This window comes from uncultured Desulfovibrio sp. (assembly GCF_910584445.1).
In the GTDB taxonomy this organism is placed as follows: Bacteria; Desulfobacterota; Desulfovibrionia; order Desulfovibrionales; family Desulfovibrionaceae; genus Desulfovibrio.
Genome location: NZ_CAJUBO010000008.1, coordinates 72,890 through 99,348, shown reverse-complemented (window position 1 = coordinate 99,348; position 26,459 = coordinate 72,890). Strand labels below are relative to the sequence as shown.

Sequence of the window (26,459 nt, the reverse complement as noted above, 5' to 3'; positions counted from 1 at the left end):
CAGGTGTCCCGCTGTACCGACGCTTAAGCAGCGGTACAGCGGGACACCTGAAAATAGGCTCAATCAAGACCTTCCAGTTTTCTTTTCAGTCTGTGGACAGCCGATTTCGATTTGCCCATTTCCTCGGCGCAGTCACGGATGCTGTAGCCCTCGCCAAGCAACCTTTTCAGCTCCTCCAGCTCCACATCCTCAATTTCCCGAACCTGCCAGTGCAGGGCGTTGCCTTCGGTAATCAGGTTGGCCTCGAAAGGTTTGGCGTCATCGCCGAGAATGCCCCTGGCTTTGGTCAGATGAACCTCAAACCTCGCGCCTTCGGCCATTGCGTATTCCCTGGGCCTGCGAAGGCTGATGACCGTATCCATGATGTCCTCCTTCGCACTGGTGCCGCGCTGGTCGCCGGACTTTCCGGCATGGTGAATCAGGAGAACGGTGATGCCCCTGCGGCGCAGATCCAGAAGCCACGCCTGCATGGCCTGCCAGGACTGCGATTCGTTTTCCTTGCCCGTGCGGCAGAGTGTGGCGATATTGTCCAGCACAACCATGTCCACGCCTTTCAGGAGCGGCTCAATCATGGCTTGCCCGTTGGATGTGGACAAATCCGGCATGGCGCACGGCTGCAAGTCCGGTGTGATGAGTGAAAGGTTTTTCAGCGCCTGCGGCGGGATGGCCATGCCGCCCACAAGTGAGGACAATCGGCTCTGCATGGACGTGGCAGGCATTTCACCGTCCACATAGAGCGTCTTCTTGGGCATGGGCGCGCGCCAGTTGAACACCGCGCCGCCGGAGGCGACGGCCACGGCCACGCTCAGGGCGGCAAAGGTTTTGCCCACGCCTCGCGGAGCATAGAGGATGCCTATCCCTTGAACCGGCAAAATGGGCGATAGAAGATAGCCCCGGTCAGGTATCTGCATGGACAGGAACTCGCTCATGTCCAGGGCAACAAGACCGTGCTGTTTGGTCAGGGCTGTTTCCAGTTGAGAACGGACGGCTTCAAGGCCCTCAATCTGGTGGAGGTCATTGAAATCTGTGCCGTTCCCGCTGATGAATTGAGGAAGCACAAGTTGAGCGTTTGCGAGACGGGCCGCTTCCTCGCCTTTGCTGCGTCCGGTTTCGTCTTTGTCGCCGCAAATGATGATTGAGCTGTCTGGAAACTGTTCTTTTACGCTCTTAGCAACTGGTGCAAGATTATTTGCGGAGAAAGCCATATAGACCGTCCAGCCAGTGGCAAGATGGATGCTTGCGCCAGTGGCAAAGCCTTCACAGATGGCTATCGGCTTTTCCGGCTGCCCCTGAATGATGAACCTGCCGTCTGAGACCTTGCTGCCAATGAGGAAGCGCTTGGTTCCATCAGGATAGATGCGTTGCAGGCTTTGCAGATTGTTTGCGGTATCCAGAACCGAGATAAGCAGAGTACCGTCCCGCGATTGCCGTATGCCTTCCAAAGCTGGAATGCCCTTGCGCCACAAGTAGGGATGGCTGGCGTCGCACACTCTTGCCGCATTCCATTCCTGTCTTGCCTGCTGGGCCGCTTCCGCATGGCGTCTGGTACATTCTTCTTCCCTCTGTCGCCGGATGGAGTGCTGGCGTTCCCGCCATGCGGACATTTCCGCAAATGAAAGTGTCTGCTTTTCTTCGGCGCAGACCGTGCCCTGGTCGTCAGTTTCCCAGTTGCACCACCAGAGGGTGGCCGGTTTGTCCAGATGGGCGATATACGCGCCATTCCGCTTGTGGGGCTTGCCTTCTGTGGGGCAACGATGAAGATTGCCGTCCGCAAAAATTTCTTCAGGGACAAGGCCATGCTGACCAAGCACATCATGGAAAGTGTGGAGAAGATCATTCATGGCCTTCTCCTTCCTTACCAGCGTTTTCAATGAACGCCTTGATGTCCTCGGCGCGCCAGACGGTCGTGCGCGGGCCAAGCTTCAGTGGCTTTGGATAACGGCCGGTTGCACAGCCTTTCCACCATGCGCTCTTGCTGATGGGAAAAAGTTCCAGAACTTGCGGAAGCCGAAGAAAACCAGTGGAGGGGATATCTGATGCCATAGCGATAACTCCGTATAAAGTTGATGGTTACGGAGTACTATAGCACAATTGTTCAATAAATACACGTTGTTTGAAGAAGTAGAATAGAGATTTACAGAGTACGATACCGTACGATAACGATGGATACCGATGTGCATCGAAAGCATTTTTTCAGAAAAAATCCTTCCTTCATGCAATAGTTTTCTTTAATTTGTGAAATAAAAAGAATATTTTTTCATCCTTCCATTGATGAACAACACAAAAAACGGCACGGACTGTACAGTTCGTTACTCCGTACAATCTGTGCCGCCAAGAGGCTTACAGTACGTTTTTCAGCTGTACCACGCACGGATCATGTCCATGTCATCATAACCGGCCTGCCGCATGTGCTCCTTTTCTTCCTCACTCCAGCCGGTATCTCTGGTTGTTATCTGGGACTCTTCTTCAATTTTTCCAATGGAGACGCAAATATCATGGTCATTCATCGCGTCCTCGTTCATGTTTCCTCCTTGAGATTGCTTTTTTCTGATATGCAGCGTCGCGTAATCCTGTCAGATAGTCAGCCCATTCCTGCATCATTCTGCGCCTTTCCGGCAGATACTCCGCATAATTGTAGGCCGCACGAACTTCATTCTGTTCGCCGTGGGCAAGCTGGCGCTCTATCCAGTCCCGGTTATAGCCGCGTTCGTTGAGCAGCGTGGAAGCGATGGAACGGAAGCCGTGCACGCTCATTTCGTGTTTCTGGTAGCCCATGCGCCGGAGGGCGTTGAGCATGGTCATATCCGACAGGGGACGGGTTTCGGTGCGAATGGAGGGGAAAAGGTATTTCCCCTCGCCGGAGTATTTCTGAAGCTCCCGGAGAATGGACAGCGCCTGTTCGGACAGCGGCACAAGATGTTGCCGTCGCATCTTCATGCGTTCGGCAGGAATGCGCCATTCCTTTGCTTCAAGATCAAACTCCTGCCACTGTGCGGCGCGGAGTTCAGTGGGACGGGTAAAAACCAGAGGAGCCAGTTTAAGGGCGCAGACCAGAGGGAAATAGCCCTCGTAGTTGTCGATGTCCCGCAAAAGCTGCCCGACTTTCTCCGGTTCCAGCACTGCCGCCCGGTGGACGGTTTTTCTCGGCCGCAAGGCTCCACGAAGGTCAGCCGCGACATTGTGTTTCGCCCGGCCCGTGATGACCGCATAGCGGAAAACCTGACTGATGATTTGCAGCACGCGCCGGGACGTCTCATGGTTTCCCCGCTGCTCCAGCGGTTTGACCACATCCATGACATCCCGTGTTTCCAGTTTGGCGATGTGCGTCTTGCCGATAGCTGGAAAGATGTATGTCTCCAGCCTGTACATGACGGTTCCTCGATGTTTTTCGGAAAACTCGGCCAAGTGGGTTTCATGCCATTCCTTGGCGATGCCCTGGAAACTCTCGCGCTCGGCTGTGACTCTGGCCTGTTTTGCCTCCCGTTTCTGCAGGGAAGGATCAACACCCTTCGCCAGCAGACGCCGCGCATCCTCGCGCCGCTCTCTGGCATCTCTGAGCGAGACGATGGGATATTCCCCGAAACTGAGCAGTTTACTCTTTCCGTCGTAACGGTACGCCATCCGCCACAATTTGCTGCCACTGGTGGGAACATAGAGGAACAGGCCACCGCCATCGAAATACTTGCGGGGCTTCATGTCGGGTTTCAGACTGCGAATGTGGGTATCGGTAAGAGGCATGGGCACTCCCTGGTTGTCGTTGGACGGAGAGATGCCCACATGGACAAAAAATTTTGTATTCCGGCCGGTTATCCATGTAGGTATCGAAAATGCCGTACCACATTTCTACCTACGGATATACCTACAAAATGTTTGGATGCAAGCGGACGAGGCTGGACTTCGGGAAACCGTATTGGAAGGAAAAAACGAAGAATGCCAAGGTCTTTTGGACTTTGGCATTCTTCGTTATACCCAAATTTGGCGTCACCAACGGGATTTGAACCCGTCTTAGCGGCTTGAGAGGCCGCCGTCCTAACCGGATAGACGATGGTGACAGCGAACTTTTTCTACGTGATACCAAACTGTCCGTCAAGCACTATTTTGGAGTTTCCTTATGGGAGGATTTGACCCTTGACACATTCTGAGCATTTTGAAGATCAGCATGCCCTTCCGTTTGTGCGCGGGGAAGAATGGGGGGAATCAGCCTTTGGGGTGCATCCTGGATGCGGCAGCTTCCCGGGAAGGGGCGAGGGTATCCGTCTCCAGCGCCAGGTTGCGGTTCCAGGCGCGGATGGCGGCGCCCTGGGTCACGGACCACTGCTGGAGGGTCTGGCCGCAGGCGCAGACCACGCGCCAGACTTCCTGACGGCGACCAGGCGGAAGCATGGACTCCAGATGCGCGTCGGTGCCTCCGCAGGCAAGACACGGCCGGATGGCGTGCGGATCGAGTTCTTTCATAGCGCCGTTTTAGCAGATTTGCGGCGGACGCACAAGGCCGCATGCGCACCGGGGCGGAACGAGGTTCAGGACTCATGAAACTCCGTTATGTTTTTTTCAGTGAGGAAAAGAGGTTTTTCCTCTGGCCGCCCTTGGCTCCGCTTCGGGCGGGGATGTCGCCGCAACGGTCCTAAAAAATAAGATTTTTTTGCTCTGCCAAGGAAGCGGACGATTTTGGGTGGGAGTATACTCACGTACATGAGCGATAAAAATCGCCCAGTGACGCGACTGAAGGCGGGGCGAAGGGGCGTGCCCGACGAAGTCGATTCAGCGAAGAGCACATCATCGGGATCTTGCGTCAGGCCGAACCGGGCTGAGAATACCTGCATGTGTGCGTGGACGATGCTTCACGACTGGCATATACAGCGGTCCATGCGGACGAGACCGCGGAATCTGTCGTGGAGTTCCTTTGGAACGCGGTGTCATGATAGGTATCATGGTGGATCGAGTCCTCGCGGACAACGGAGCCTGCTGCAAGTCGTGGAAGTTCCGTCACGCGTGCCGGGAACTCGGAATCCAGCATAAACGGACACGACAGTATTCTCACCACACCACTGGGCATGCGGAACGATGTATCAGAACATCATTAAAAGAGTGGGCATATGCATGTACATATACCCACTCCTGGAAACGCACTCAGGACTTGCCCATATGGACGTACCGGTACAATTTCCAGCGTCCACATGGTTCTTGGCAGGAACCCGCCAGCTTCCCGGCTACCGGGTACGGGAACAAGATGTTGACATCTTACACTAGAGGGCCTTTTTGTAAATGGCGGCCACGGCCTCATCGGTCATGATCCTGGGGTTGGTAAGGCCGCAGGCGTCCTTTTGGGCATTGGCGGTCATGACGGGGATGTCTTCCTCGCGCACTTCCTTGCCATATTTCTTGCCCAGGGCGACGAGACCCTCGGGAATGCCCACATCCTGAGACAGCTCGCGGATGGCCTTGATGGCGGACTTGGCGGAATCGTTGGCCGTGAGGCCCTCGGTCCTTTCGCCCAGCAGTTTGGCGATGCGGCCAAAACGGCGGCGGGCCGCGATAAGGTTGTACTCGCAGACGTAGGGCAGGAGGATGGCGTTGCACTCGCCATGGGGCAGGTTGTAGAAGCCGCCCAGCTGGTGCGCCATGGCGTGCACATGGCCCAGGCTGGCGTTGTTGAAGGCCATGCCGGCAAGATACTGGGCATAGCACATGCCTTCGCGGGCTTCCTTGTCCTTGCCGTTGGCAACGGCGCGGCGCAGATAGCGGTTGATGAACTCAATGGCTTTTTCCGCGCAGGCGTCGGTCATGGGCGTGGCGGCTGTGGACACATAGGCTTCCACAGCGTGGGTCAGGGCGTCCATGCCGGTGGCGGCGGTCAGGGCCGGGGGCATGCCCATCATGAGCACAGGGTCGTCAATGGCAACGCTGGGTGTGCAGCGCCAGTCCACAATAGCCATTTTCACCTTGCGGGAGGTGTCGGTAATGATGCAGAAACGGGTCATCTCGGAGGCCGTGCCCGCCGTGGTGTTCACTGCGATATAGGGCGGGAAGGGCTTGGTGGATTTGTCCACACCTTCGTAATCATGGATGGTGCCGCCGTTGCTGACCACAAAGCCAACGCCCTTGCCGCAGTCATGCGAGCTGCCGCCGCCAAGGGTGATGATGCTGTCGCAGTTGTTTTCCTTGTATGCGGCAGTGGCGTCTGCAACGTTGGTGTCAGTGGGGTTGGGCACCGCGCCGTCAAACACCACATAGGATACTGAAGCCTTGTCCAAAATGTCCGTGATCATTTTGAGTATGCCGCAGGCAACAATGCCTTTATCGGTAACAATGAGAGGGTGTTTGGCGTTCAGGCTTTTAAGCCTGTTGGGGATTTCCTTGCTGCAATCGGAGCCAACAAGGGTGACAGTGGGGATGAAGAAAGAAGTGATCTGCCCATGATACATGTTTTTGACGTCGTGGCTCATGGCAAACTCCTTTGCGAAGATGAAATGGTTAAAAATTCTTGTACAGTATCTTCGTAGCGTAAGGGAAACATTCAGTCAATGCGGTGAGGAAAAAATATTATTTCACAAGCGCAAAGATGAGCAGAATACCAGGATAAAGTATACCGCAAAGAAATTTCATGGCAAACGCTTTTTCAGAAAATTTGCCCAGGGATAGTGAAGTATTTAACAAGATAAAATCAGGCGAGGAGAAATATATGCAAAATTTTGAAAGCATTGCTGGAGAATGTCATCTATATGCTTGTTTTTGCGGCACTCTGCTCTTCTCGCGGAAACAAGGGGGAACACGCGGCCGCACTCGTCGTCATGGCATATTCGACAGGGCTTGGGGACCGCATCTGCCTGACGCCAAGGCTCTCGTAGTATGAGGGCACGTGATGATCGGCATTTTCCTGATGCTGTTTCCCAGATACTTCGTTGGTGCGCCGGTGAAAGATCTGCCGCCGACCATATCAGGCACATCCGCACGCTGTGGGGCATGCGATACAAATCAGACATGAGCGAACAAAAGAGAACTCAACGTAAGGGCGCACCTGGTCGTGAATACGCATGGTATGTCGGGCAGAATATCTGGTATAGCGGGTACAGTTGCGGATTGCTCGCAGGCGTGCAGACTTGTTGAAGGGATTTCTTCCGGATATCTTCTGGCGGACAAGGGATATGACAGTGATGTTCGGGCAGGAATCTCAGGAAAGATGGCATCCGGAGTCATTCCACTGCGTAAAATCCTTAAAATTTTGATCTGCTATGGAAGATGTATCTATTTCACCGGTAATATTGTGGAAAATGATTTTCTTGAATTGAATATATTTATATGGATTACAACATGATATGCATCTAGATATATTATTATATAATTATTGATTGATGGAAGTAAATACCATATATAGAAAATTTATTTCTAATAAAATGATGATAATATTTATAAATTTTTACTTAGTTTGAACGGTATTTATTTTTATGCAATATGCCGTTCCTGTATATCCAATTGTACTTATACAGGAACGGCATTCGTTGATCAATACCTGGATGAAACGTGGCTTCTGTGACTTGAATGACTTCTGTGGCTATAGTGGGCGGCCACAAGTGTTTCATCGGATGCCTTGTTCATGACATCGGAAAAATAAGAATTATCCTGTTGCGTCTTGTCCTGCTGCATCTGGACATCGGCAGATCGCTGGACGGGTTGCTCGATTGCCCCCACCGAGAACACACTCATTGCCATGAACAGGAAGTAAACGATTCTCCTCATGTCTGACCTCCTTTGAATTAATGGAAGGGTTTTATATCTTCCATAGATATTTTCTCCGAAGTGGAGAAAAATCCGCAACACAAGGATTTTTGTGAACAGGAGCAACATTCTTGCGGGAAAAAATTTTTCCATGTCGATATCGATTGTCTTGCAAGATGTCTTATCCGTTCATCGCTCATGCATAAAGGAATATTGTAAAGTGATACGGGCAGGCACGCCCGCTCAAGCAAAAGCGCCGCATCCGCAAGATTCCCTTTATATTGAACGGGATTTACCATTATGCGGTCGGCGTTTTTGACGGCCTCGCCGTGCAGTTCCATTGCCATAAAGGCATAATGATTACAAAATGGAATGTAATTGTAGATGTGGCGTGCCATTTGTGGCAATCTCTTATAATTCATTTTCGTGATTACATGTCTGATTTCAATTTTTACCCCCTTGCGCGCCAAATTATATATCCCGGCTTCCGTTTTTTCAAAACTGCCAAGCTTGTTCACGATGGCATCGTGCAATCCTGGATTGTCGCCATGCAGGGAAACGCAAAAAATCACATTGGGAGTGGCGATTTCGGCAATGCGTGTCACGAAATCCAGGTCGGCAAGCGTCTGCCCGTTTGTGAGGACGGAAATATACGATTCTGGATGCTGAGCCACGCAGTGGGCCAGAAATTCAATGAATTTGTCCTTTGCCAGTGTCGGCTCGCCACCCGTCAGGCAAATGTCTGCAATCTCCCGCCCCTGCAAGAGCTTTAGGATGTGCCGTGCCTCGCCGTATGCCAGATTCTCGAAATCACAGGGGGGCTGTGGGCACATCAGGCATGACACATTGCATTTACCCGTCAGAAAAAAAGCATTGTGTGGTGAACCGACTTCCCATACGAAATCAAACTTTCCGCTGTCATCCAGTATCAGGATATCACCGTCGTTTATTATGGAGATATCGGCTTGCGTAATCGCGCCGGGCTGGAAAATGCCCTTGCCTTTGCCGGAAAAAATGCATCCGGCATAGCCGAGGGAATGAAAACCCGCCGTTTCGCCAACATAGATATGCTTGTGGCGCAAGGACGCGGGAACAGGCTTTGTGGTGGCGATGCCGACGATCCTGTCAAATTTGCTGTTAGGAATTCCCTTGCCCTGTTTCATGTCCCGCCAATCCCGGATTGTTCATTATCCAGCTCCAGATTATCGCTTTGCGTCTGTCGTCCGCGTTCCGCAATATCCGCAAGAGTCCTTCAAAAATCTTTTTATGTTTTATGCAAAAGGGGGTCCCCGCCATATTCCGGCATTCCTTGCCGCTTTCAAGATAATTTCGCACCGGATCAGTTCCGCAGTAGGCCTGATACGCGCACCAGCTGCAGGGAACTGTCGTTTCGACGCAGGCTCTGGAAGTTATTTTCCGCAGCTTTGTGCCGCCAAAAATGTCCGTGAAAGTTCCCTCATTGACATTACCCAGACAAAAATGCCTGTCGCCCATGCGGGCAAGCATCCGGGCCTCGTCGGATGGAAAAACTGATCCGTCAAAATCGTAAATTGCCCCTGCTATTCCCACGCCGCTTGGAGATTGCAGGTCCACGAATCCCGTGGGCATGAATGTCAGCATCCTCGTGAAAAGCAGAGTTGCAAAATATTCAGGGAAATAGCGTTGCTCATTCAGTTTTAGGATATATTCAAGGGCTTCCAGATATTTTTTTGTAAAATCTTGTATTTGATACCCTATGCGCTGGGCGTTTTCCACGGCGAAACCGTAAGGATTGAGGGAGCGGATGAATATTCCGTCCATGCCGAGTCTTACATATTCGTCGATGACTTCCTCCAGCTTGTGCAGGGACGCTGCCGAGGTTGTCATGAGCGCGGAGACCCTGTCGCCAACGATTTCTCTTGCCTTTTTAAAATTGCAGACAAAAGAATCATATGTTCCCTTATCAAAACGCGTCCTGCGGAATTTGTCATGAATATCACGCGTTCCGTCAAGAGATGTTGAAATAGCGATTTTATGATCCTTACAGAAATGGAGTTGCTCATCTGTTATGGAGGTAAGGTTCGAACATATGACGAATTCAACATTTTTTCCGAGTTCAGCCGACCTTCTTTCCGCACTTTCCACAGTTGCGACGATAGTGGGCCAGTTTATGGTCGGTTCTCCGCCCTGAAATTCTATCTTGGGAAAATCTGTGGGGGCGGAAAGGATGAAATCGACGATTTTTTTCGCCGTTTCGACGGACATGTCGTACTTTATGGAATCCTCATCGGCGCTGGATACCTGGCAATAGCCGCATTTCTGATTGCATCGCAAGGTGATGACCATCATGTGCAGACTGGTGAAGTCGCGCAGATATTCCTTGCGGGAACGATATCTGGCGGCAAGTTTGCGAACGGCCTGATCAACATCTCCTGTTGTGAGAAACAGATCGCTCTCAAGATCATCAAAAACAGACGAAGTTTCGGAAAGTCTGTGCCTTATGAAATCGTCAAAGTCTTTTTGTTCAAGAAAGGTAAAGACTCCCGCTTCATTCACCAGAAGCAGGCAATCATCAAATGGGGTGAAGTTGAATGGCAGGATGGTATACATTTACAACTTCTTGAGCGGAGAAAAAGCCTCCGCGACAATTTTTTCCCTGATTTCCCCAAATTCCTTGTTCAAGTCCAGCCAGCTTTGGTGGTCAATAAGCCTGTTCATAAAATCGCGCAAATCATCCTCCGTCAATCGCCTGTCCTCGTCTTTTAGGGAAACATTGATAATGATTGCTTCGGGATCGCTTCTGGCGTCGTAGGACACATGGTAAAGGCAAGATACCTCGGCGGATACATCCAGAATGCATTTTCCCGTAAAGAACTGCTTTTCGGCAGTGATGATCCCCAATTTCCCATCATCCTCAAGGCGAAACGGAACATCCATCACCTTTCATCCATTTCAGAAGTTTTGTTTTCCCCGGTCCTGGCAGCAAAGGTCTCAATGGCCCGTTTCTCCAGCCCGTCGGAAAACGTGTCAACAGCGCCGGAGAACTTAAAACAGGCGCATTGTTTTTTGCGTGTGACGCATGCCATGTTCGGACCGGTTGTCCTTGCCCCGAGCTGCCGCTGATTCTTTGTTGTATTTCTTTAGGTATATCAATAAACGTATAAATGGGATTTGTCTAGAGTCGGGTCCCACGAAGAAGGGGAATCGCGATAAAAATGACGGAAAATTCGTGTGGGTATGGCGCAACAGCAGCCCGGCCAGGGGGATTCACCGCTGGAACTGGACGGCCACAAGCGGCGTGCTGGAAGAAGGATGTCAGGGGATCGCGCGCAAAGCCGCCAGCGGGGAATGAGTCCGTCGCTGCTCGCGTCTGCATCGCCGGAAGTGGTTGACCCGGAAACGCGGAGCATGCAAACGGGTCCACCGAGCGCTGCCTCGGCTTCGCGGCACTTCCAGGGTCGGCACAGAATCCCCAAAGGATTGTTCTTTCGGGGCGCTCCGCTTGCTTGCGAGAGGGCTAAACCTGGACGATATGACAGTGCGGATGCCGATCCGCCCGTGTTCAGGTGCCGGCTTCCAGGCCGGCCAGCCCTTCTTCCGTTTCGCCGGCTGTTTTGTCTGCCAGCAACGCGGAGAGGCGCAGGAAGGCTTCCACTGGGAGGGCCTCCGGCCGCAACTGGGGCGAGAGGCCGAACTCGGGCAGGACCTCGGCAAGCCATGTGAGGCCCGCTCGCGTGAAAATGCCGCCAAGCTGCTTGCGACGTTGCTGAAAACAGATCCGCAGCAGCCGCGCCAGGGCCAGGGGAGAGCGCGGCCGTTCCCCATGCGGCGCGGGCGTGAAGGAGAGGACGGCCGAATCCACCTTGGGGGGCGGGCTGAAGGCGCCGGGTCCCAGCGTGAATTCCAGGCGCGGCAGGCAATGGGCCTGCACCCAGACCGACAGCGCGCCATATTGGCGTGTGCCTGGCGCAGCGGCAAGGCGCTGGCCCACCTCTTTTTGCACCATGAAGACGCATCGCGTGGCAGCGCTTTGGGAAACGATATCCCAGATGAGCGGTGAGGCCACGTTGTACGGCAGGTTGCCGGTGATCTTCCAGCCGGACTCCGGGGGGAGCCGCCGCCAGTCAAAACGCAGGGCATCCATAAGGACGGCGCGCGTGCCGGGAGCGCCGTATCGCTGGCGTTCGACCGCCCAGTGGCGATCTTTTTCCAGCAGAAGCAGGCGGGCGTGCGGTTGCGCCTCCAGCGCGCGCGTCAGTGCCCCCGGGCCGGGTCCGATCTCCAGGACCCGGTCCTCCGCATGCGGCATCAGCAGGGCCGCGATGCGGCGGCAGACGCTCTCGTTACGGAGAAAATGCTGGCCGAGGCTTTTTTTGGCGCGCGGCGCGTCAGGACTCGTTGGCTTCATAGGGGGGAAAGGGTTGGATGCAGAAGGCCCGGATCCCTGAAGCGCGCCCACTGCGCGCTTTCGCACAGACAAGGGAAAAAGGGCGCCGCCCGGCCGGGAGCATTTGGAACGGCGGATCGTTCTGGCAAAAGATTGCCGAAAAAACCATGCCGCCCCGGAGTACGGACCGTTCTGGAACGGCGGACGTACAGTCCGGGGCGGCGACAACGGGAAGCGGGCCGGATGCCGCGGGGCATCAAGCTGCGCGATCCCCGGGGCGGGTGGAACCTCAGGGTTCCGCCGGGGTGCCCATGTGGCTGACATGGGCGTACCGCGCCTTGCGTACTGTTCCCTATCGGCGACTTCCAGAAAAAGTTGAGAGGTTTTGCCGAAAAATTTCCCGGGTGCCGCGCGTGCCCGTTTTTGCCGTTCTCCGCTTCCGTCTGGTCACTCGTTTGCGTCGCGTTCCGCCTGTTCGCGTACCTTGTAGTGGAGGAGCTTGCCCGTGGCCGTGTGCGGCAGCTCCTTCACGAGCGTGTAGAATCGGGGCCGCTTGAACGGCGGCAGCATGGGGTGGGCTGCACAATGGGCGCGCAGTTCCTCCACCGTGAGGCTTTCGTCGGCCGCCACCACATAGGCGGCGACGCACTGGCCGTGCAGGCGGTCCGGGCGGCCCACAACGGCGCTTTCCGCCACCTTGGGATGCTCGTTGAGCACAGCTTCGATCTGCGTGGGATAGATGTTTTCGCCCGCACAGATGATCATGTCGTCCTTGCGGCTGACCACGGTGACGAATTCGTTCTTGTCCCAGGTGCCGAGGTCGCCGGTATAGTGGAAGCCCTTGTGGAATTTCTGGCGCGTCATCTCCTCGTTGCCCACATAGCAGCCGGCGGATTTTGCCGGAGCACGGATGATGATCTCGCCGATCTCCGTATCGTCCTTGGCGGCGAGGTCATCCGGCTCGGCATGGGCGCCTTCGGTGACAAGGCGCACCACGCGCACATCGTCGTCCGTGCAGGACATGCCGGCGCTTCCCGCTTTTTCGGGCAGATTGTAGGGACGGAGGAACGTGTTCCAGAATGTTTCCGTTGTGCCGTAGCCGTTGAAGATATTGGGCGTGAACAGTTCGCGGTAGCGCTCGCAGGCGGCCTTTTCAAAGGGGCTGCCCATGGTCACGATGCCGCGCAGGGCGGAAAGGTCGGCAGGGGAGCGTTCCTGCGCGCGGGCCAGCAGGGCGATGATGGAGGGCACGCCAATGAGAAAGGTGACGCGTTCCTTCTCCGCCAGGGTGAGGCAGCGGCGCGGGTTGAATTCGCGCAGGATGACCACTTCGCCGCCCGCATACAGGGTGGGGGTGGGACCTCCCGAATGCAGGCCGCCCCGGTGGAACCACGGGGTCATGTTCATGGTGCGGTCTGTGGCATTGAGCGGAAAGTGCATGAGCACGTCATGGGCCGAAAGCACCTCGTTGATGTCATTGATGGGCACGGCCTTGGCCCGGTGCGTCGTGCCCGAGGTATAGAGGCGCGTGGTCTCGTCATAGATGTGCTTGCGGAACGCCGGAACGGGATCGGTCTCCGGGTGTCCGGCCACATAGTCCGCATAGGCGGTTTCCCCGGGTGCCGGGGCGTTCTCGCCCTTCGTTTCCGCCGAGACGATCACGATGCGTTCCGGCGCATGTTCGGCCATGGCAAAGGCCTGGCGGGCCACGGGGGCGAAGGCGCCATCGCAGATGAAGATTCGGGGCCTGCTGTCATCGATGAGCAGGGCCAGCTCGCCCGGCGAGAGCCGGTAGTTGACGGGGCAGCCGATGGCGCCGATCTTGTGCCCGGCAAGGTAGGAGAAGACGAATTCCGGACTGTTGAACAGCATATACATGACGACGCTGCCCCGCCCCGCGCCGTCGGCCTGCAGGGCGCGCGCAAGCCGGTTCGCGTCCGCATTGAGTTCCTGATACGTCCAATGGCGGTCAAGCTCGGGCGAATACAGAGCCGGCTGATCGCCAAAACGGCCGACATTACGCAGAAAACCGTTCAGCCAGGTGAATTCGTGTTCGAAATTATCCCGGAAGCGCTCGACGTCATACGTATGCGTCATGGGGATCTCCTATGCGGGACGTGTAACGATGATGCTCGAATTCTGGCCGCCGAACCCGAGGGAGTTGGACATGGCCGCATCCACCCGCGCCTCACGCGCGATGCGGGGCACATAGTCGAGATCACACTGGGAATCCGGCGTCTCCAGATTGAGGGTGGGGGGCAGGATGCCTTCGCGCACGGCCATGATGCAGGCGATGATCTCCGTGATGCCGCCCGCGCCCATGAGGTGGCCGGTCGCCCCCTTGGTGGAGCTGACGGGCGGGGCGGTGTCCGGACCGCCGAAAACGCGTTTCAGGGCGGCGGTTTCGGCAATGTCGCCAAGACCCGTGGATGTGCCGTGGGCATTGACATACCCGATGGCATCGGGCGCCAGACCGGCACGGCGCAGGGCCGCGCGCATGCAGGCGGCAGCGCCTTCGCCTGTGGGGTCGGGGGCGGTGATGTGGTGGGCGTCCAGGCTGTTGCCCCACCCGGCGAGCACCGCCAGGATGGCCGCGCCCCGCCTGCGGGCATGGGCTTCGGTTTCCAGAAGGAGCGCGCCGCCGCCCTCGCCGATGACGAAACCATCCCGATCCCGGTCAAAGGGGCGGGAGGCCGCTTCGGGCGCATCGTTGCGCCGCGAGAGCGCCCGCGCCTGGGCGAGGCTTGAGACCACGCTCGGGCAAAGGATGCTTTCGCCGCCCAGCGCCAGGATGGCGTCCGCCTCGCCGGAGCGCAGCAGCATGGCCGCGGTCATGACGGCATCGCCACCGGCGGAGCAGGCGGTCTCCAGCGTCATGCCCGGCCCGTGGATGCCGTAATGGATAGCCATATGGGCGGCGGCCATATTGCCGATGATCATGGGGACGAAATGCGGACTGACCTTGCCCGTCCTGCTGGCGAGGAAGGCGGCCTCGCCGGCGGTGGCCTCGGCCACGCCCGCCATGGCGGTGCCCATGGTCAGGCCCACCCGTTCAGGAGCGGCGGCAATATCCAGCCCGCCCTGTGTCAGGGCCTCCGTGCCCGCCAGAAAGGCGTACCGCATGAACCGCGCCGCATTGCGGGCCACAGCGCGGGGGAGCGCGTCTTCATCGAAGTGCCGCACCTCCGCCGCGATGCGAACAGGAAGGGCCGAAGCATCGAACCGCGTGAGCGGACCCACCCCGCACCGGCCCTGCACAAGGCCGTGCCAGTAGTCGGGCACGCCTGTGCCCAGCGGCGTGACCGCGCCCATGCCGGTGATGACGATGCGGTCGGGGTTCATGGCCTGCCCCTGTGCATCGTGGCGGCGCGCGACGCGACGGAGATGTCCTGGTTCAGGGCGGCGGGCGTTTGCGATACCAGGTCGCTGAGGGCCAGGATGGTGTTGGCGTAAGTGCGCGAGTGATTGTAGGTCATCAGCAGCGCATGCTGGCGTTCGCGGGAAAGGCCCGCGCGCCAGCCGTGCCTGGCGAGGTAGTGGGCGAGGCTGGCGATGGCGTCCGGCGCGCTGAAAAGATCGACGCGTCCGTCGCCGTCGCCGTCGGCGCCATAGGTGGCAATGTTGGAAGGCATGAACTGGCAGAGTCCCACGGCGCCATAAATGGAGCCGGGCAACGCCTCGGGGGGGATATGGTCGCGGAGCATGTGCTCCACAAGGGCGCGTGTTTCGCGGTAGGCCCAGTCGGCGCGTTTCTGCATGGTTTCCGTGAGCCAGGGGAGATGCTTCCGGTAGCCGGGCAGGCGCGGAAGCCAGTCGCTGATGTCGGCCGGGGCGGTGCTCACCGCCATGCTTGCCAGGGTATAAAAGGCGTTTTCCGGCACATCGCCGAGCACCTTGCCGAGGCGCGTCTCCACAAAGAGCAGGGACGCCGCAATGGCGGGCGGGACCCCGTAGCGTTCTTCCGCGGCGGCAAAGGCCGCCCTGTGGGCAGCGATGAAGTCGCGGCAGAGTCCTGCGTTGGCTGCCGTGACGACCCCCTTGTAGTACAGGGGCGCGGGCGTGGCCGAGGGAGGGCGGGGGAGGAAGCGGCGCCGGTACAGCTCGCGGATCTTGCGGCCCATGGGCGATTGCGAGGGCGTTGGCGCAAGTGTCGCCAGCAGGGCGTCCACCTGCGGCCCGGAAATGCCGTCGGCCTTCAGGCGCGCGGCAAGGGGGCGCCAGCAGGGCGCCATGCCGGTTGCGGGAGCCTGTGGAGGCAGGGCTGCCGCACTCTCTGCTCCGGCAGTGGCGGTGGCGTCCGGCGCGGGCGTGGCTGTTTCGGGCAATGTCCGCTCTTCAGGCGTAACGGGCGCCCGGGTGTCCGGGGCGGAAAGCGTCGTTCCCGTTTCGCGGGCGCTTCCGCAGGCCGCCAGGAGCAGGGCGCAGCCAAGGAGCACGACGAGAAGGCGCGCTGTGCGCCGGGGCGTTGTCCAGAAACTTCCGTGCGGACCGGCCACAGGAAGGGGAAGTTGCCGTGAGTGCGGCGCGCCCATGCTAGAACTCCTGAAGCGTCCAGACCACCCTGCCGAGGAGCCGCTGACGCGCGAGTTCCGGCGCGAGTGTCGTTTCGGGAAAATCGGGGGATTCCGAACGCAACAGATATGCGGTCTGCGCGCCGTCAAGAAAGATGCGGCGCAGCACCAGCCCCTCGTTGGGCGCGAAAAGCGCATAGATCTGGCCGGTGATGCCGTCTTCCCGCGTGTCCACGCCGAAGCGCGCCCCCTGGCTGATGAGCGGGGCCATATTGCCGCCCCGCATGCGAAAAACGAGGATGCCGGGCCGCGCCAGCGTGAGCGGGAGGGAGATCTTGCCCAGAGGGGAGAATTCGGGCCTGGCATCGGTATCCGTCCAGGCGGAGGGCATGGCAAATTCCGTGCACACAAGGTGCTTGGCCTGGTCATCGCCGTAGGCGGCGGTATTTTCCGCCAGAAAGGCCGGCGCGTCCTGGGGCGCGTACCCCTGCTCGGTGCGGAGGTACATGGGACCGATGCCCTGCTTGAGCCAGTCGGGGTTGAGGCCGAATTTTTCAAAAAGCTTCATGTACCAGTCGCCTGGCACGGAATTCCGCCGTTTTGCGTCGGAAATGCTCGACTGGCGGATATCCAGCACTTCTGCCAGTTCCATCTGGGTTCGGCAGTTGGTCGCAAGGGTGATGCGTCCGTATATTTCCGCGAACGAAGACATGCCAAGGCTCCTGACGCTGCGTCATTCCTGAAGGTTGAGCAGCGGCGCTTGGTTGGTGAGAACCATCTTGCTGTTTTCTTTGAAGGATTTTCGCATGGCTTCCAGCCAGCGCTGATAGGCATAAAAATCCGGGGACTTGCTGTAGGCGCCGGCATAGGTGGCCGCCGCCCTGGCATCGCCACGGCCGCGTTCCACCTGGGCCTCGCGGGCCGCTTCGGCAAGGATGAGCGCACGCTGCCGGTCCGCGTCGGAACGGATGCGTGTGGATTCCTCCTCGCCTTCGGAACGGTACTGCTTGGCCTGGCGCTCGCGCTCGGCGCGCATGCGTTCAAAAATGGCGCGCTGGTTTTCCTGCGGCAGGTCTGTCCGCTTGATGCGGACATCGAGCACTTCCACGCCGAAGGGTTTCATGAGGTCCGAGACCTTGTCCGTGACTTCCTTCATGATGGCCGCGCGGTGCGAGGAAACGACCTGCGTCAGCGTATAGGCGCCCACGAGCGCCCGCAACTGCGAATACACCACGTCGTCGAGCCTGGCCTGCGCCCCGGGGATGGTACGCATGGTGCGGTAGAACTGGAGCGGATCGATGATGCGCCAGCGTGCATAGTTGTCCAGAACGATGGCCTTCTTGTCCACAGTGAAGGCTTCGCGGGAGCGGGCCTCGTAATTGAGCACCCGCGAGTCGAAATACACGACATTCTGGATGAAGGGAAGCTTGAAGTGCAGGCCCGGGCCATAGACTTCCGGCAGGGGTTCGCCCAGCTGGAGGACGAGCGCCTTCTGCGTCTGGTGGACGGTGAAAAAGCACTGGCTCGCCAGCGCCGCCAGGGCGAGGAGCAGCACCACGAGCAGGAGCGGATTCTTCTTCATCGCTGTTCTCCCGCGCTGGCTGTCCCCGGGGTGGGGGAGGTCTTGGCCTCCGGGGCGGCACGCCGTTCGGGGCTTGCGGTCTGTCCCTGCGGGGCGCTCAGGCTCGGCAGGGGCAGATACGGGAGCGCCCGCGAGGCGGCCGCGCCGTCCATGAGCACCTTTTCGCCGGAACCGGCAAGGATATCTTCCATGGTTTCGTAATACAGGCGCTGCCTGGTGACCTTGGGCGCCTTGTCGTACTCCACGCGCAGGGCGTCAAAGCGCGCCGCGTCGCCCTCGGCGGTACGCACGCGGGTGGCGCTGTAGGCTTCGGCCTGGTTCTTCATGGCCGCGGCCTGGCCCCGTGCCCTGGGCAGAAGTTCATTGCGGTAGGCTTCGGCCTGATTGATGATCCGGCTCTTGTCCTCGCGCGCGCTTGCCACATCCTTGAAAGCGTCAATGACTTCCTTGGGCGGGTGCACGTCCTGGAGCTGGACGGCGATGATCTGGATGCCCGCGCCGTAGCGGTCAAGGATATGCTGCAGCAACTGGGTCGCCTCGCTCTGGATCTTGAGCTTGCCGTCGGTGATGGCGGAGTCTATCTCGCTGTTGCCGATGACCTCCCGCATGGCGGCTTCGGCCGCGTTGCGTACCAGGGCCGAGGGCGCGCTGACATTGAAGAGATACTGGACCGGATCGCTGATCTTGTACTGGACGCTGAACTGGACATTGACGATATTCTCGTCGCCGGTGAGCATGGACGCCTCTTCGGCGATGGTGCGGACCTGCCCCTGCTGGAACGTGGCGCTCTGCCCCACGGAGCGGAAGCCCACCTCGCTGCGGAGCACCTGCGTGACCTGCGGCTTATAGACGGTCTCAAACGGCGCGGGCAGCGCGTAATGGGGTCCGGGGTCCACCGTGCGGTCATAGCGGCCGAAGCGGAGCACGACCCCCTGTTCGTCGGGATTGACGATATAGATGCCCGAAAGCAGCCAAAGCACGATGACCGCCAGCGCGACAAGCAGGATGAGGCGGCCGTTCGGCGTCTTGAGGCGGGAAAGGCGTTCAAGGGGATTGGGACCGCCGCCGCGGGTGCCGTTGAGCAGATAGCGCTGGTTTCGCGGCTTTTCGCGTCCGGCCTCCACATCGTCGCCGTCCGGCTCTTCCGGACGGCGGGGCGGACGTTGCGCGCCCTGTTGCCGCTGCCGTTTTTCCTGAAGCTTGTCCCAGTCCCAGTTCATGGCAGAAAAAATCCTTGGCTGCTGGTGGGGGCGTCCCGGTGCCGCGACGCGCTACGAGGAGGACTATTCATAGGCTACCCGGCGTTGCTGGTCAAGAAGCAAGGCCGCGCCCCGGCGGGCGCGCCCCGCATGCGGTCCCGAAGTTTCCATGACAAGCGGGGCTGTCTCTGGTATGCGGAAGGCATGGGCATGTACGGAAAAGGAGCGCTCATGGACGGACGTGACAACGGGCGGCGCGAGCGATTGCGGGAGATATTCCGGGCCGCGCTGGCGGCAGTGGCGCCGGACGCCGCCGTGGCGCGCCATGTGCGCCTCTCGCGCGGGGGGCGGCGGCTTGAGGCTGCCGGTCGCGCCTGGGAGCTGGACCGTGGCCGCGTGCGCGTTGTCGGGGCGGGCAAGGGGGCCGCGCCCATGGCCCGGGCGCTGGAATGCCTTTTGGGCGCGCATATCGACGAGGGGTTCGTGGTCGTCAAATACGGGCATGAGTTGCCGCTGCGCCGCATCGTCCTGGCCCAGGCGGCGCATCCCGTGCCGGATGCGGCGGGCGTCGCCGCGGCCGCCCGCATTCTGGAGATCGCCCGCTCCTGCGCTCCGGGCGACCTGCTCATCTGCCTGCTCACCGGCGGCGCCAGCGCGCTCACGCCCGCGCCCGCAGCCGGGCTGTGCCTTGCGGATATCCAGGGCACGACGAACCTGCTGCTCCAGTGCGGCGCCACCATCCGGGAGGTGAATGCCGTCCGCAAGCACCTTTCGGTCTTCGGGGGCGGCCGGCTTTCCGCCGCGGCCAATGGGGCGGATGTGCTCGGCATCATCGTTTCCGATGTGGTCGGTGATGCGCTGGACGTCATCGCCTCGGGACCAACCTCCCCGGATCTGTCCACCTTTGCCGAGTGTCTGGAGATCCTCGGTCGCTTCCATCTCCTCTCCGAGGTGCCCGCGGCGGCACGCCGCCATCTGGAGTCCGGGGCGGCAGGACTGACCGGGGAGACGCCCAAGCCGGGCGACGAGCTTTTTTCCCGGGTCTGCAATGTGCTTGCCGCCACCAATCGCCAGGCTCTGGAGGCGGCGGCCGCACGGGCGCAAGCCCTGGGCATGGAGTCCCGCATCCTCACGGACAGCCTCACCGGCGAAGCGCGGGACGTGGCGCGCGCTCTCGTGGCCGAAGCCCGGCGCGTGGCCGCCGCTCCCGCTTCCGGCGGCCGGCGCGTCTGCCTGCTCGCGGGCGGCGAGACCACGGTGACGCTCACAGGCAACGGCCTGGGCGGCCGCAATCAGGAAATGGCGCTTGCGGCGGCGCTGGAGCTTGAGGACATGCCTGCCGTCAGCTGCATGTTTGCGGGCACGGACGGCACTGACGGACCCACCGGGGCCGCCGGCGGTTTTGCCGATGCCGGCAGCGTGGCCCGCATGGGCGGCAGGGAGGCCGCGTGTGCCTTTCTGCGGAACAATGACAGCAATGCGGCCCTCGCGCGGGGCGGCGATCTCTTCGTCACCGGTCCCACGCGCACCAATGTGATGGATCTCGCCATCCTTGTGGTCGAAACACCCGGCGACGGGCGCGGAGCTTGACGCGGACGCCGGCGCGCGGCACAACCGGTACGCGGAGTGGCCGCGGGCAACGGCGGCGTTCGCAAGGACCGGGAACAGGCTGCGCGTTGCCGCCATTGGCGGCGCAAACGCCGGAAAGCGGAGTGCCCCGCTCCGCACTGCATCGGCGGCCCTGCCGCCAGGAGGAAACGCATGAACCAGCACCCTGACGGCGATGCCGGCAGCGGCGCCATGATCCCCGGGAACCAGCCGGATGACGGCCGCCGCGTCCTTGATGCCGAAGTGCTCGGACCGGAGGACGCGCCCGGCCGGGAAGGCATGGCCGGAGCGTCCGGACCCGGGGACGGCCGTGGCGCGGGGCGCTCCGGCGGATGCCGCGGCGGCGGCTGGCGCCAGGGGGGCGCCGCCGGGGGATGGTCCTCCCGCATGGGCGGCACGTTCCGCGACCGCGCCGGCGCCGGTTTCGGCCGTGTCTGGACGGCCACGGGCGCGGACGGCAATGCCTGTCTTGTCCCCTGCGTCACGTTTGCCCTCTTTCTTGTCTGTCTTTCGCAGTTCGGCCTGCTGGCGGGCATCGGCTTTGCCGTGTTCCACCTTGCGGGCGCCATTGCGGGCAGCATCCGCTCCATGCGGCTGCTCATGGAGGGACGCCAGGCAAATCCCTGGACATGGCGCCTTGGGAACTGGTTCGTCTCGTTCATGCTCACGGTCTGGCTGGCGGGCGGGTTCAACGGATGAGCGCCGCACCGTTGCGCGCGGACGGCGGAGGGAGCGGGGAGACCTTCTGGCATGTCTATCTGCTGGAATGCCGCGACGGTACGCTCTATTGCGGGATCACGCGCGATCCTGAGCGCCGCGTGGCCCAGCATAACGGGCTGTTGCCGGGGGGCGCCCGCTATACCAGGGGCCGGCGCCCGGTGCGCCTTGTGGCGAGCCTGTCCTGCCCGGACAAGGGAACGGCGCTGCGTCTGGAGCGCGCGGTCAAGGCGCGTCCCCGCGCGGAGAAACGGCGCCTGCTGTGCGGGGAGGCCGCCGGCAAGGGGACCGGGCCATGCTGAGCCTTGAGATGGCGAGTGCCTTTTTCGCGGCGGCACTCGTGCTTTCTCTTGCCCCGGGTCCGGACAATATTTTTGTGCTCACCCAGTCGGCCCTGTACGGCGCGGGCGCGGGCATGGTCACCACGCTTGGCCTGGCGACGGGGCTGTGCGTCCACACCACGGCCGTTGCCCTGGGCGTGGCCGTCATCTTCCGCAGTTCGCCCACGGCGTTCTGGCTGCTCAAGATCCTGGGCGCATGCTATCTGCTGTATCTGGCGTGGCTTTCCTTCCGTTCCGGCGCCGCCCTGGCCCGCGTGCCCGAAGCCCCCGGCGCGGCGGCGCGCGGCGGCGCGCAGTTTCCCGGATACGGCGCGCTCTATCGGCGCGGCATCCTCATGAATGTGACCAACCCCAAGGTCTGCCTCTTCTTTCTGGCCTTTTTGCCCCAATTCTGCGAACCTGAGCGCGGCAGCGTGCCCGTGCAGGTCGTCCTGCTGGGTGCCCTGTTCATCCTGGCGACGATCCTTGTCTTTTTTTCGGTGGCCGCCCTGGGCGGCAGACTGGCGCGCCGGTTCAATGCCTCGCGCCGGGGGCAGATTTTCGTCAATCGGGCGGCCGGTCTCGTGTTTCTGGGGCTTGCCGCGGCCCTGCTCGTCACGGGGCAGTGACGGCCGATACAAACTGATGCCCGGGCGCGCATCCCTGCGCGCCTGAGAGCGAGGGACCCATGCGCAAGTATCTTGTCTCCATCAACGATCTGCCTCCCGGTGGAAAGGACTTCACGCTTGACGACCAGGACATCTGGCTCGCGCCCCTGCGCGAGTTCCATATGGAGTGCCGCATCCAGCGGCGGCTTGAGGCGCATATGAGCGTTGTCCCCGCGGAGGATGGCTGCCTCGTGCGCGGCCGGCTCACGGGTTCCGTCATCATGCCCTGCAACCGCTGCGCCGAGGATGCCGCCGTGGAGATCGACGCCGGCTTTGAGGAGTTTGAGGAGATCCCCCCCGAGGAGAGCGCCGCGCTGGCCGATGCCGACCCCGATGGCACCGGGCATGTGGTGTATGACCGGCACGCGCCCATGCTCGACCTTGCCGCCGTCTGCTGGGAAGAATTCCTGCTGGCCCTGCCGGTGGCGCCGCTGTGCCGGGAGGAATGCAGGGGACTGTGCCCCATCTGCGGTACCAATCTCAATGAAGGGTGCTGCGCCTGCGCGCCGGAAGAGGAGGACCCGCGCATGGCCCCCCTGCGGGAGCTGGCGGCGCGGCGGCAATAGCCTGGACATGCGGACGGAAACACCGGAAAGGTGACCTGTGAACAGTCATATCCGTTTTGATGCCGATGAGGGGGCGCTGCATCTGCTTGACCAGCGCCTGTTGCCCGAAGCGGAGGCCGATGTGGTCTGCCGCACGCCGGATGACGTCATTGACGCCCTGAAAACCATGGTGGTGCGCGGCGCGCCCGCCATCGGCGTGACGGCCGCCTTCGGCTGCGCCCTTGCCGTGCGCTGCGCCGTCGCCCGGGGCGGGGATGCCGCCCGGCGCCGTCTTGAAGCGGACCTTGAACGCCTGGCGGCGGCGCGGCCCACGGCCGTCAACCTGCGTTGGGCCGTGGAACGCATGCGCGGCGTCTGGCGCGCGGCGGAAGCGGGGGAGGACCTTCCCCTGGCGGAGCTGCAGGCGCTCTTTGACCGCGAGGCAACGGCCATACAGCGCGAAGATGAAGCCCTGTGTCGCCGTATGGGACGGCACGGCGCGGAACTCCTCCGGGACGGGGATTGCGTCCTCACCCATTGCAATGCCGGAGCGTTGGCTACGGCGGGATATGGCACGGCGCTTGGGGTCATTCGCGCGGCGGTGGAACAGGGCAAGCGCATCCGCGTCATTGCCGATGAAACGCGGCCTTTTCTTCAGGGGGCGCGGCTTACCGCCTGGGAACTGGCGCAGGACGGCATCCCCGTGACGGTGGCCTGCGACAATGCCTGCGCCCATCTCATGAGCAGGGGGATGATCCAGGCGGTCGTTGTGGGCGCGGACCGCATTGCCGCCAACGGGGACACGGCCAACAAGATCGGCACCATGGGCGTGGCGATCCTGGCGCGGCATTTTCAGGTGCCGTTCTATGTGGCGGCGCCGCTCTCCACCATCGATGCCGCCACCCCCGACGGCGCGGGCATCCCCATTGAGGAGCGCCCCGCCGGGGAAGTCACCCGCATGGGCGGCCGCCGCATCACGCCCGAAGACGTGCCGGTGTACAATTTCGCCTTTGACGTCACCCCGGCCGGACTCATCAGCGGCATCATCACCGAAGCGGGCGTCCTTCGGGCGCCGTATGGCGATGCCATCGCGGCAGCCAGGAGAGGCGCCGAAGGAGGGGGAGCGCTGTCGTGAAGCGGCTGTTCCTGTGGGCTGCCGGGGATCGCGGACCGACAGGGGACCTGCCCGGTGCGGACGCCCCCCCGCATGATGCGGATACAGTCGTCGCCCTCTGGGACGAGTGGGAAACGCGGCCCGGCGAGGTCTCCATCCCCGCGCGCCTGCATGCCGATCTTCTGTCCATCCGCGCCGAACATATGGCCTGGGCCTATGACATGGGGCGTCTCCCCACAGGTCCGGGCGGTCCGGAGGCATGCGAGCTGCAGGAGCGCCTGCGCTGCGGCGAGGACCTTTCCATGTGGTGGTGCTCCCTGCTCTATGAACGCCATCCCAAGATGACGCCGGATCTTTACAGCATCTACAGGCTGCGCTGTCTTGAACGCCTTCTGGAAGCGGAAGGTTGCGCCGGCGTGCTTCTGGTGGGGGGCGATGCCGACCTTCGGGCAACGCTGGCCGGATTTTGCTCCGCCACCGGGCGGGAGTTTTCCGCCTCGTCTCCGGCGGGGGGCGGGACGGCGGAAGGGGCGCCTTCACTGGCGCGGCGGCTCTATGGATGGTGCCCGGCACCGGTGCGGGCGCTGGCGCGTTTTGTCCACTGGTGGTGGAAGGTCCGCCGGATGCTGCCGTTTGCGGGCGCCGGCCGGCCGGAGCGCGCGCCCGGCAGGGAACGGGAAGACCTGACGGCCACCATCGTGACCTATTTCCCCAATGTGGATATGCATGCCGCGGAAGAAGGGCGGTTCCGTTCCCGGTACTGGGAGGGACTCCATGACGCGTTCAATGCGTGCGCGCGGCGCGAGTATCCCCGGGGCGGACACTTTGTGCGCTGGCTGTTCATCCGCTTTCCGTCGCCCCAGCTCAGTTTTGCCCGGTGCCGCGAACTGCGCGACCTGTTCCGGAAAACCGGAAAGGACGGACTCTCCTTCCACTATCTTGAGGAATTTCTCGACACGGGCGATCTGTGGGCGGCGAGCCTGCGCTGGCTGCGGCTTGCCGTGGCGAGCCTGCGCTTTCAGAAGCAGGCCGCGGCGGCCTGCCGTTTCGCCGGTTCGCGGCTCAATTTCTGGCGCTACGCCAAAAAGGATTGGGCGGAATCCTTCCGGGGCTGGCGCTGTCTGGAGCGTTGCCTGCAACAGCGGGCCTTCCTGCGCTATGCCGATTGGTGCGGTCCGCAGCGCTGGACGCTTTTCCCCCTGGAGAATTGTCCCTGGGAGCGGATGCTGACCACAGCCGTGCGGTCCCGCGGGGCGGCGCGGCCCGCGTCAGCCGGAGGCAGGACAGTTCCCGGGCGTGATGTGGCCGCGCGGACCCCAGGCCCGGTCATCGGCGCGCAGCACTCCAGCATCCGCCCGACGGACTTCAGATACTTCGATGATCCGCGTACCTTCACGGCCCCGGATTGCGCCGTTTTTCAGCCGGACGCCATTGAGGGCAACGGCCGTTCGGCCTGCCGCCAGTGGCTGGACGCGGGCATGCCCCGCCAACGTCTGGGAGAAGTCGAGGCCCTGCGCTATCTCTACCTTGCGGAAGGCGCGACGGATGCCGCGCTGTCCGTACCTGGCGAGGCCGGGGGGCATGCAGCGGCGCGGCGGCTTCTTCTGCTCACGAGTTTTTTCCGCGATGAAACAGAGGCCCACTTGCGTCTTTTTGCCCGCTGTTTTCGCCAGGGGCTGCTGACGGGATGGGAGATCACGGTCAAGCCGCATCCCTACCTGCCGGTGGATGGGATCGTGCGCGAGCTGCTCGGCGCGGATGCCGAACGCGTGCGTATCAGTGACGCGCCGCTGGCGCTGGCGCTTGCCCCGGGCGTGACGGTCTGGACATCCAACTCCACCACGGCGGCGCTGGAAGCGGCGCTCAAGGGCCTGCCGCTCATGGTCATGGTTCCCGAGGATGATTTTGACCTCTGCCCGCTTCAGGACGTGCCGGGGCTGGCGCGCACGGCTACTCCGGACGATGTGCGCCGGCATCTCGCCGCGCCTGCCGTCCCCAGCATCCCGGAGGGGTATCTGGACCTTGATCCGGGGCTTCCGCGCTGGCGCAGGCTTCTGGGGCTTGGCCCGAGGCATCCCGCATGATGGGCAGGCCGCGGAGGTCCTAAGTTTTT

At 60.9% G+C, this 26,459-nt stretch carries 26 protein-coding genes, 1 tRNA gene and 1 pseudogene; 10 read left to right on the top strand and 18 right to left on the bottom strand.

Annotated elements, in window-relative coordinates; translation table 11 throughout:
- Nucleotides 1-59 precede the first annotated feature (59 nt).
- From QZ294_RS05470 to QZ294_RS05445, 6 genes are all read right to left on the bottom strand, one after another.
- On the bottom strand, nt 60-1,841 hold the full coding sequence (locus tag QZ294_RS05470; protein ID WP_297047731.1) for an AAA family ATPase: 1,782 nt from the start codon (nt 1,839-1,841) through the stop codon (nt 60-62).
- The gene (locus QZ294_RS05465) at nt 1,834-2,043 is read right to left on the bottom strand and encodes an AlpA family transcriptional regulator (RefSeq protein WP_297047729.1); all 210 of its coding nucleotides are present in this window, start codon (nt 2,041-2,043) and stop codon (nt 1,834-1,836) included. The genes QZ294_RS05470 and QZ294_RS05465 overlap by 8 nt, the downstream gene beginning before the upstream one ends.
- Before the next feature lie 311 nt (nt 2,044-2,354).
- Entirely contained in the window at nt 2,355-2,522 is a 168-nt protein-coding gene (locus QZ294_RS05460; protein WP_297047727.1) for a hypothetical protein, read from the bottom strand.
- Nucleotides 2,500-3,738, bottom strand: coding sequence for an integrase arm-type DNA-binding domain-containing protein (locus QZ294_RS05455; protein WP_297047725.1), 1,239 nt, complete (start codon nt 3,736-3,738; stop codon nt 2,500-2,502). Before QZ294_RS05455 ends, QZ294_RS05460 begins: the two co-directional genes overlap by 23 nt.
- Nucleotides 3,739-3,976: 238 nt before the next feature.
- A tRNA-Glu gene (locus QZ294_RS05450) sits at nt 3,977-4,052 on the bottom strand.
- A 145-nt stretch (nt 4,053-4,197) separates the two neighbouring features.
- Complete coding sequence (locus QZ294_RS05445; RefSeq protein ID WP_297047723.1) at nt 4,198-4,455, bottom strand: hypothetical protein; 258 nt, start codon at nt 4,453-4,455, stop codon at nt 4,198-4,200.
- Between the two features lie 463 nt (nt 4,456-4,918).
- Between QZ294_RS05445 and QZ294_RS11000 the strand changes: the two genes are divergently transcribed.
- Nucleotides 4,919-5,293 carry an integrase core domain-containing protein gene (locus QZ294_RS11000; protein WP_367118395.1) on the top strand — a complete coding sequence of 125 codons (375 nt, stop codon included), beginning with the start codon at nt 4,919-4,921 and terminating at the stop codon, nt 5,291-5,293.
- On the opposite strand, the gene QZ294_RS05440 is transcribed toward QZ294_RS11000, so the two are convergent.
- Nucleotides 5,247-6,446 (bottom strand): iron-containing alcohol dehydrogenase, encoded by a 1,200-nt coding sequence (locus tag QZ294_RS05440; protein WP_297047721.1) that lies wholly within the window; start codon nt 6,444-6,446, stop codon nt 5,247-5,249. The two genes, QZ294_RS11000 and QZ294_RS05440, sit on opposite strands and share 47 nt — an antisense overlap.
- Nucleotides 6,447-6,604: 158 nt before the next feature.
- On the opposite strand from QZ294_RS05440, the gene QZ294_RS05435 reads away from it, so the two are divergent.
- Both QZ294_RS05435 and QZ294_RS05430 read left to right on the top strand, forming a co-directional pair.
- Nucleotides 6,605-6,853 carry a hypothetical protein gene (locus QZ294_RS05435; RefSeq protein ID WP_297047719.1) on the top strand — a complete coding sequence of 83 codons (249 nt, stop codon included), beginning with the start codon at nt 6,605-6,607 and terminating at the stop codon, nt 6,851-6,853.
- 147 nt (nt 6,854-7,000) lie between these two features.
- A pseudogene (locus QZ294_RS05430) lies at nt 7,001-7,315 on the top strand (IS5/IS1182 family transposase); the annotation flags it as partial.
- Nucleotides 7,316-7,503: 188 nt separating this feature from the next.
- On the opposite strand, the gene QZ294_RS05425 reads toward QZ294_RS05430, so the two are convergent.
- The 11 genes from QZ294_RS05425 to hflK form a co-directional block, all read right to left on the bottom strand.
- The gene (locus QZ294_RS05425; RefSeq protein WP_297047717.1) at nt 7,504-7,737 is read right to left on the bottom strand and encodes a hypothetical protein; all 234 of its coding nucleotides are present in this window, start codon (nt 7,735-7,737) and stop codon (nt 7,504-7,506) included.
- A gap of 17 nt (nt 7,738-7,754) precedes the next feature.
- Nucleotides 7,755-8,879 (bottom strand): His-Xaa-Ser system radical SAM maturase HxsC, encoded by a 1,125-nt coding sequence (hxsC, locus tag QZ294_RS05420; protein ID WP_297047716.1) that lies wholly within the window; start codon nt 8,877-8,879, stop codon nt 7,755-7,757.
- Entirely contained in the window at nt 8,854-10,305 is a 1,452-nt protein-coding gene (gene hxsB / locus QZ294_RS05415; RefSeq protein WP_297047715.1) for a His-Xaa-Ser system radical SAM maturase HxsB, read from the bottom strand. Before hxsB ends, hxsC begins: the two co-directional genes overlap by 26 nt.
- On the bottom strand, nt 10,306-10,632 hold the full coding sequence (locus QZ294_RS05410; RefSeq protein ID WP_297047713.1) for a hypothetical protein: 327 nt from the start codon (nt 10,630-10,632) through the stop codon (nt 10,306-10,308).
- A 625-nt stretch (nt 10,633-11,257) separates the two neighbouring features.
- Nucleotides 11,258-12,103, bottom strand: coding sequence for a 16S rRNA (adenine(1518)-N(6)/adenine(1519)-N(6))-dimethyltransferase RsmA (gene rsmA / locus QZ294_RS05405; protein ID WP_297047711.1), 846 nt, complete (start codon nt 12,101-12,103; stop codon nt 11,258-11,260).
- A gap of 426 nt (nt 12,104-12,529) precedes the next feature.
- Nucleotides 12,530-14,179, bottom strand: a complete 1,650-nt coding sequence (locus tag QZ294_RS05400) for a class I adenylate-forming enzyme family protein (protein WP_297047709.1) — start codon at nt 14,177-14,179, stop codon at nt 12,530-12,532.
- Nucleotides 14,180-14,188: 9 nt separating this feature from the next.
- Nucleotides 14,189-15,424 (bottom strand): beta-ketoacyl synthase, encoded by a 1,236-nt coding sequence (locus QZ294_RS05395; protein ID WP_297047706.1) that lies wholly within the window; start codon nt 15,422-15,424, stop codon nt 14,189-14,191.
- Nucleotides 15,421-16,614, bottom strand: coding sequence for a lytic murein transglycosylase (locus tag QZ294_RS05390; RefSeq protein WP_297047704.1), 1,194 nt, complete (start codon nt 16,612-16,614; stop codon nt 15,421-15,423). Before QZ294_RS05390 ends, QZ294_RS05395 begins: the two co-directional genes overlap by 4 nt.
- A 1-nt stretch (nt 16,615) precedes the next feature.
- Nucleotides 16,616-17,305, bottom strand: coding sequence for a helix-turn-helix domain-containing protein (locus QZ294_RS05385; RefSeq protein ID WP_297047702.1), 690 nt, complete (start codon nt 17,303-17,305; stop codon nt 16,616-16,618).
- A gap of 21 nt (nt 17,306-17,326) precedes the next feature.
- Nucleotides 17,327-18,175 carry a protease modulator HflC gene (gene hflC / locus QZ294_RS05380; protein ID WP_297047700.1) on the bottom strand — a complete coding sequence of 283 codons (849 nt, stop codon included), beginning with the start codon at nt 18,173-18,175 and terminating at the stop codon, nt 17,327-17,329.
- The gene (gene hflK / locus QZ294_RS05375) at nt 18,172-19,395 is read right to left on the bottom strand and encodes an FtsH protease activity modulator HflK (RefSeq protein WP_297047698.1); all 1,224 of its coding nucleotides are present in this window, start codon (nt 19,393-19,395) and stop codon (nt 18,172-18,174) included. The genes hflC and hflK overlap by 4 nt, the downstream gene beginning before the upstream one ends.
- A gap of 210 nt (nt 19,396-19,605) precedes the next feature.
- On the opposite strand from hflK, the gene QZ294_RS05370 reads away from it, so the two are divergent.
- The 7 genes from QZ294_RS05370 (at nt 19,606) to QZ294_RS05340 (ending at nt 26,430) form a co-directional block, all read left to right on the top strand.
- Complete coding sequence (locus QZ294_RS05370; RefSeq protein WP_297047696.1) at nt 19,606-20,964, top strand: DUF4147 domain-containing protein; 1,359 nt, start codon at nt 19,606-19,608, stop codon at nt 20,962-20,964.
- A gap of 171 nt (nt 20,965-21,135) precedes the next feature.
- On the top strand, nt 21,136-21,681 hold the full coding sequence (locus QZ294_RS05365; RefSeq protein ID WP_297047694.1) for a hypothetical protein: 546 nt from the start codon (nt 21,136-21,138) through the stop codon (nt 21,679-21,681).
- Nucleotides 21,678-22,001 (top strand): GIY-YIG nuclease family protein, encoded by a 324-nt coding sequence (locus QZ294_RS05360; protein ID WP_297047692.1) that lies wholly within the window; start codon nt 21,678-21,680, stop codon nt 21,999-22,001. Before QZ294_RS05365 ends, QZ294_RS05360 begins: the two co-directional genes overlap by 4 nt.
- Nucleotides 21,995-22,648: a LysE family translocator gene (locus tag QZ294_RS05355; RefSeq protein WP_297047690.1), complete on the top strand. Its 654-nt coding sequence runs from the start codon at nt 21,995-21,997 to the stop codon at nt 22,646-22,648. Before QZ294_RS05360 ends, QZ294_RS05355 begins: the two co-directional genes overlap by 7 nt.
- A 59-nt stretch (nt 22,649-22,707) precedes the next feature.
- The gene (locus QZ294_RS05350) at nt 22,708-23,253 is read left to right on the top strand and encodes a DUF177 domain-containing protein (RefSeq protein WP_297047688.1); all 546 of its coding nucleotides are present in this window, start codon (nt 22,708-22,710) and stop codon (nt 23,251-23,253) included.
- Between the two features lie 37 nt (nt 23,254-23,290).
- On the top strand, nt 23,291-24,367 hold the full coding sequence (gene mtnA, locus QZ294_RS05345; protein WP_297047687.1) for an S-methyl-5-thioribose-1-phosphate isomerase: 1,077 nt from the start codon (nt 23,291-23,293) through the stop codon (nt 24,365-24,367).
- The gene (locus tag QZ294_RS05340) at nt 24,364-26,430 is read left to right on the top strand and encodes a TIGR04326 family surface carbohydrate biosynthesis protein (RefSeq protein ID WP_297047686.1); all 2,067 of its coding nucleotides are present in this window, start codon (nt 24,364-24,366) and stop codon (nt 26,428-26,430) included. The genes mtnA and QZ294_RS05340 overlap by 4 nt, the downstream gene beginning before the upstream one ends.
- Nucleotides 26,431-26,459: the final 29 nt, after the last annotated feature.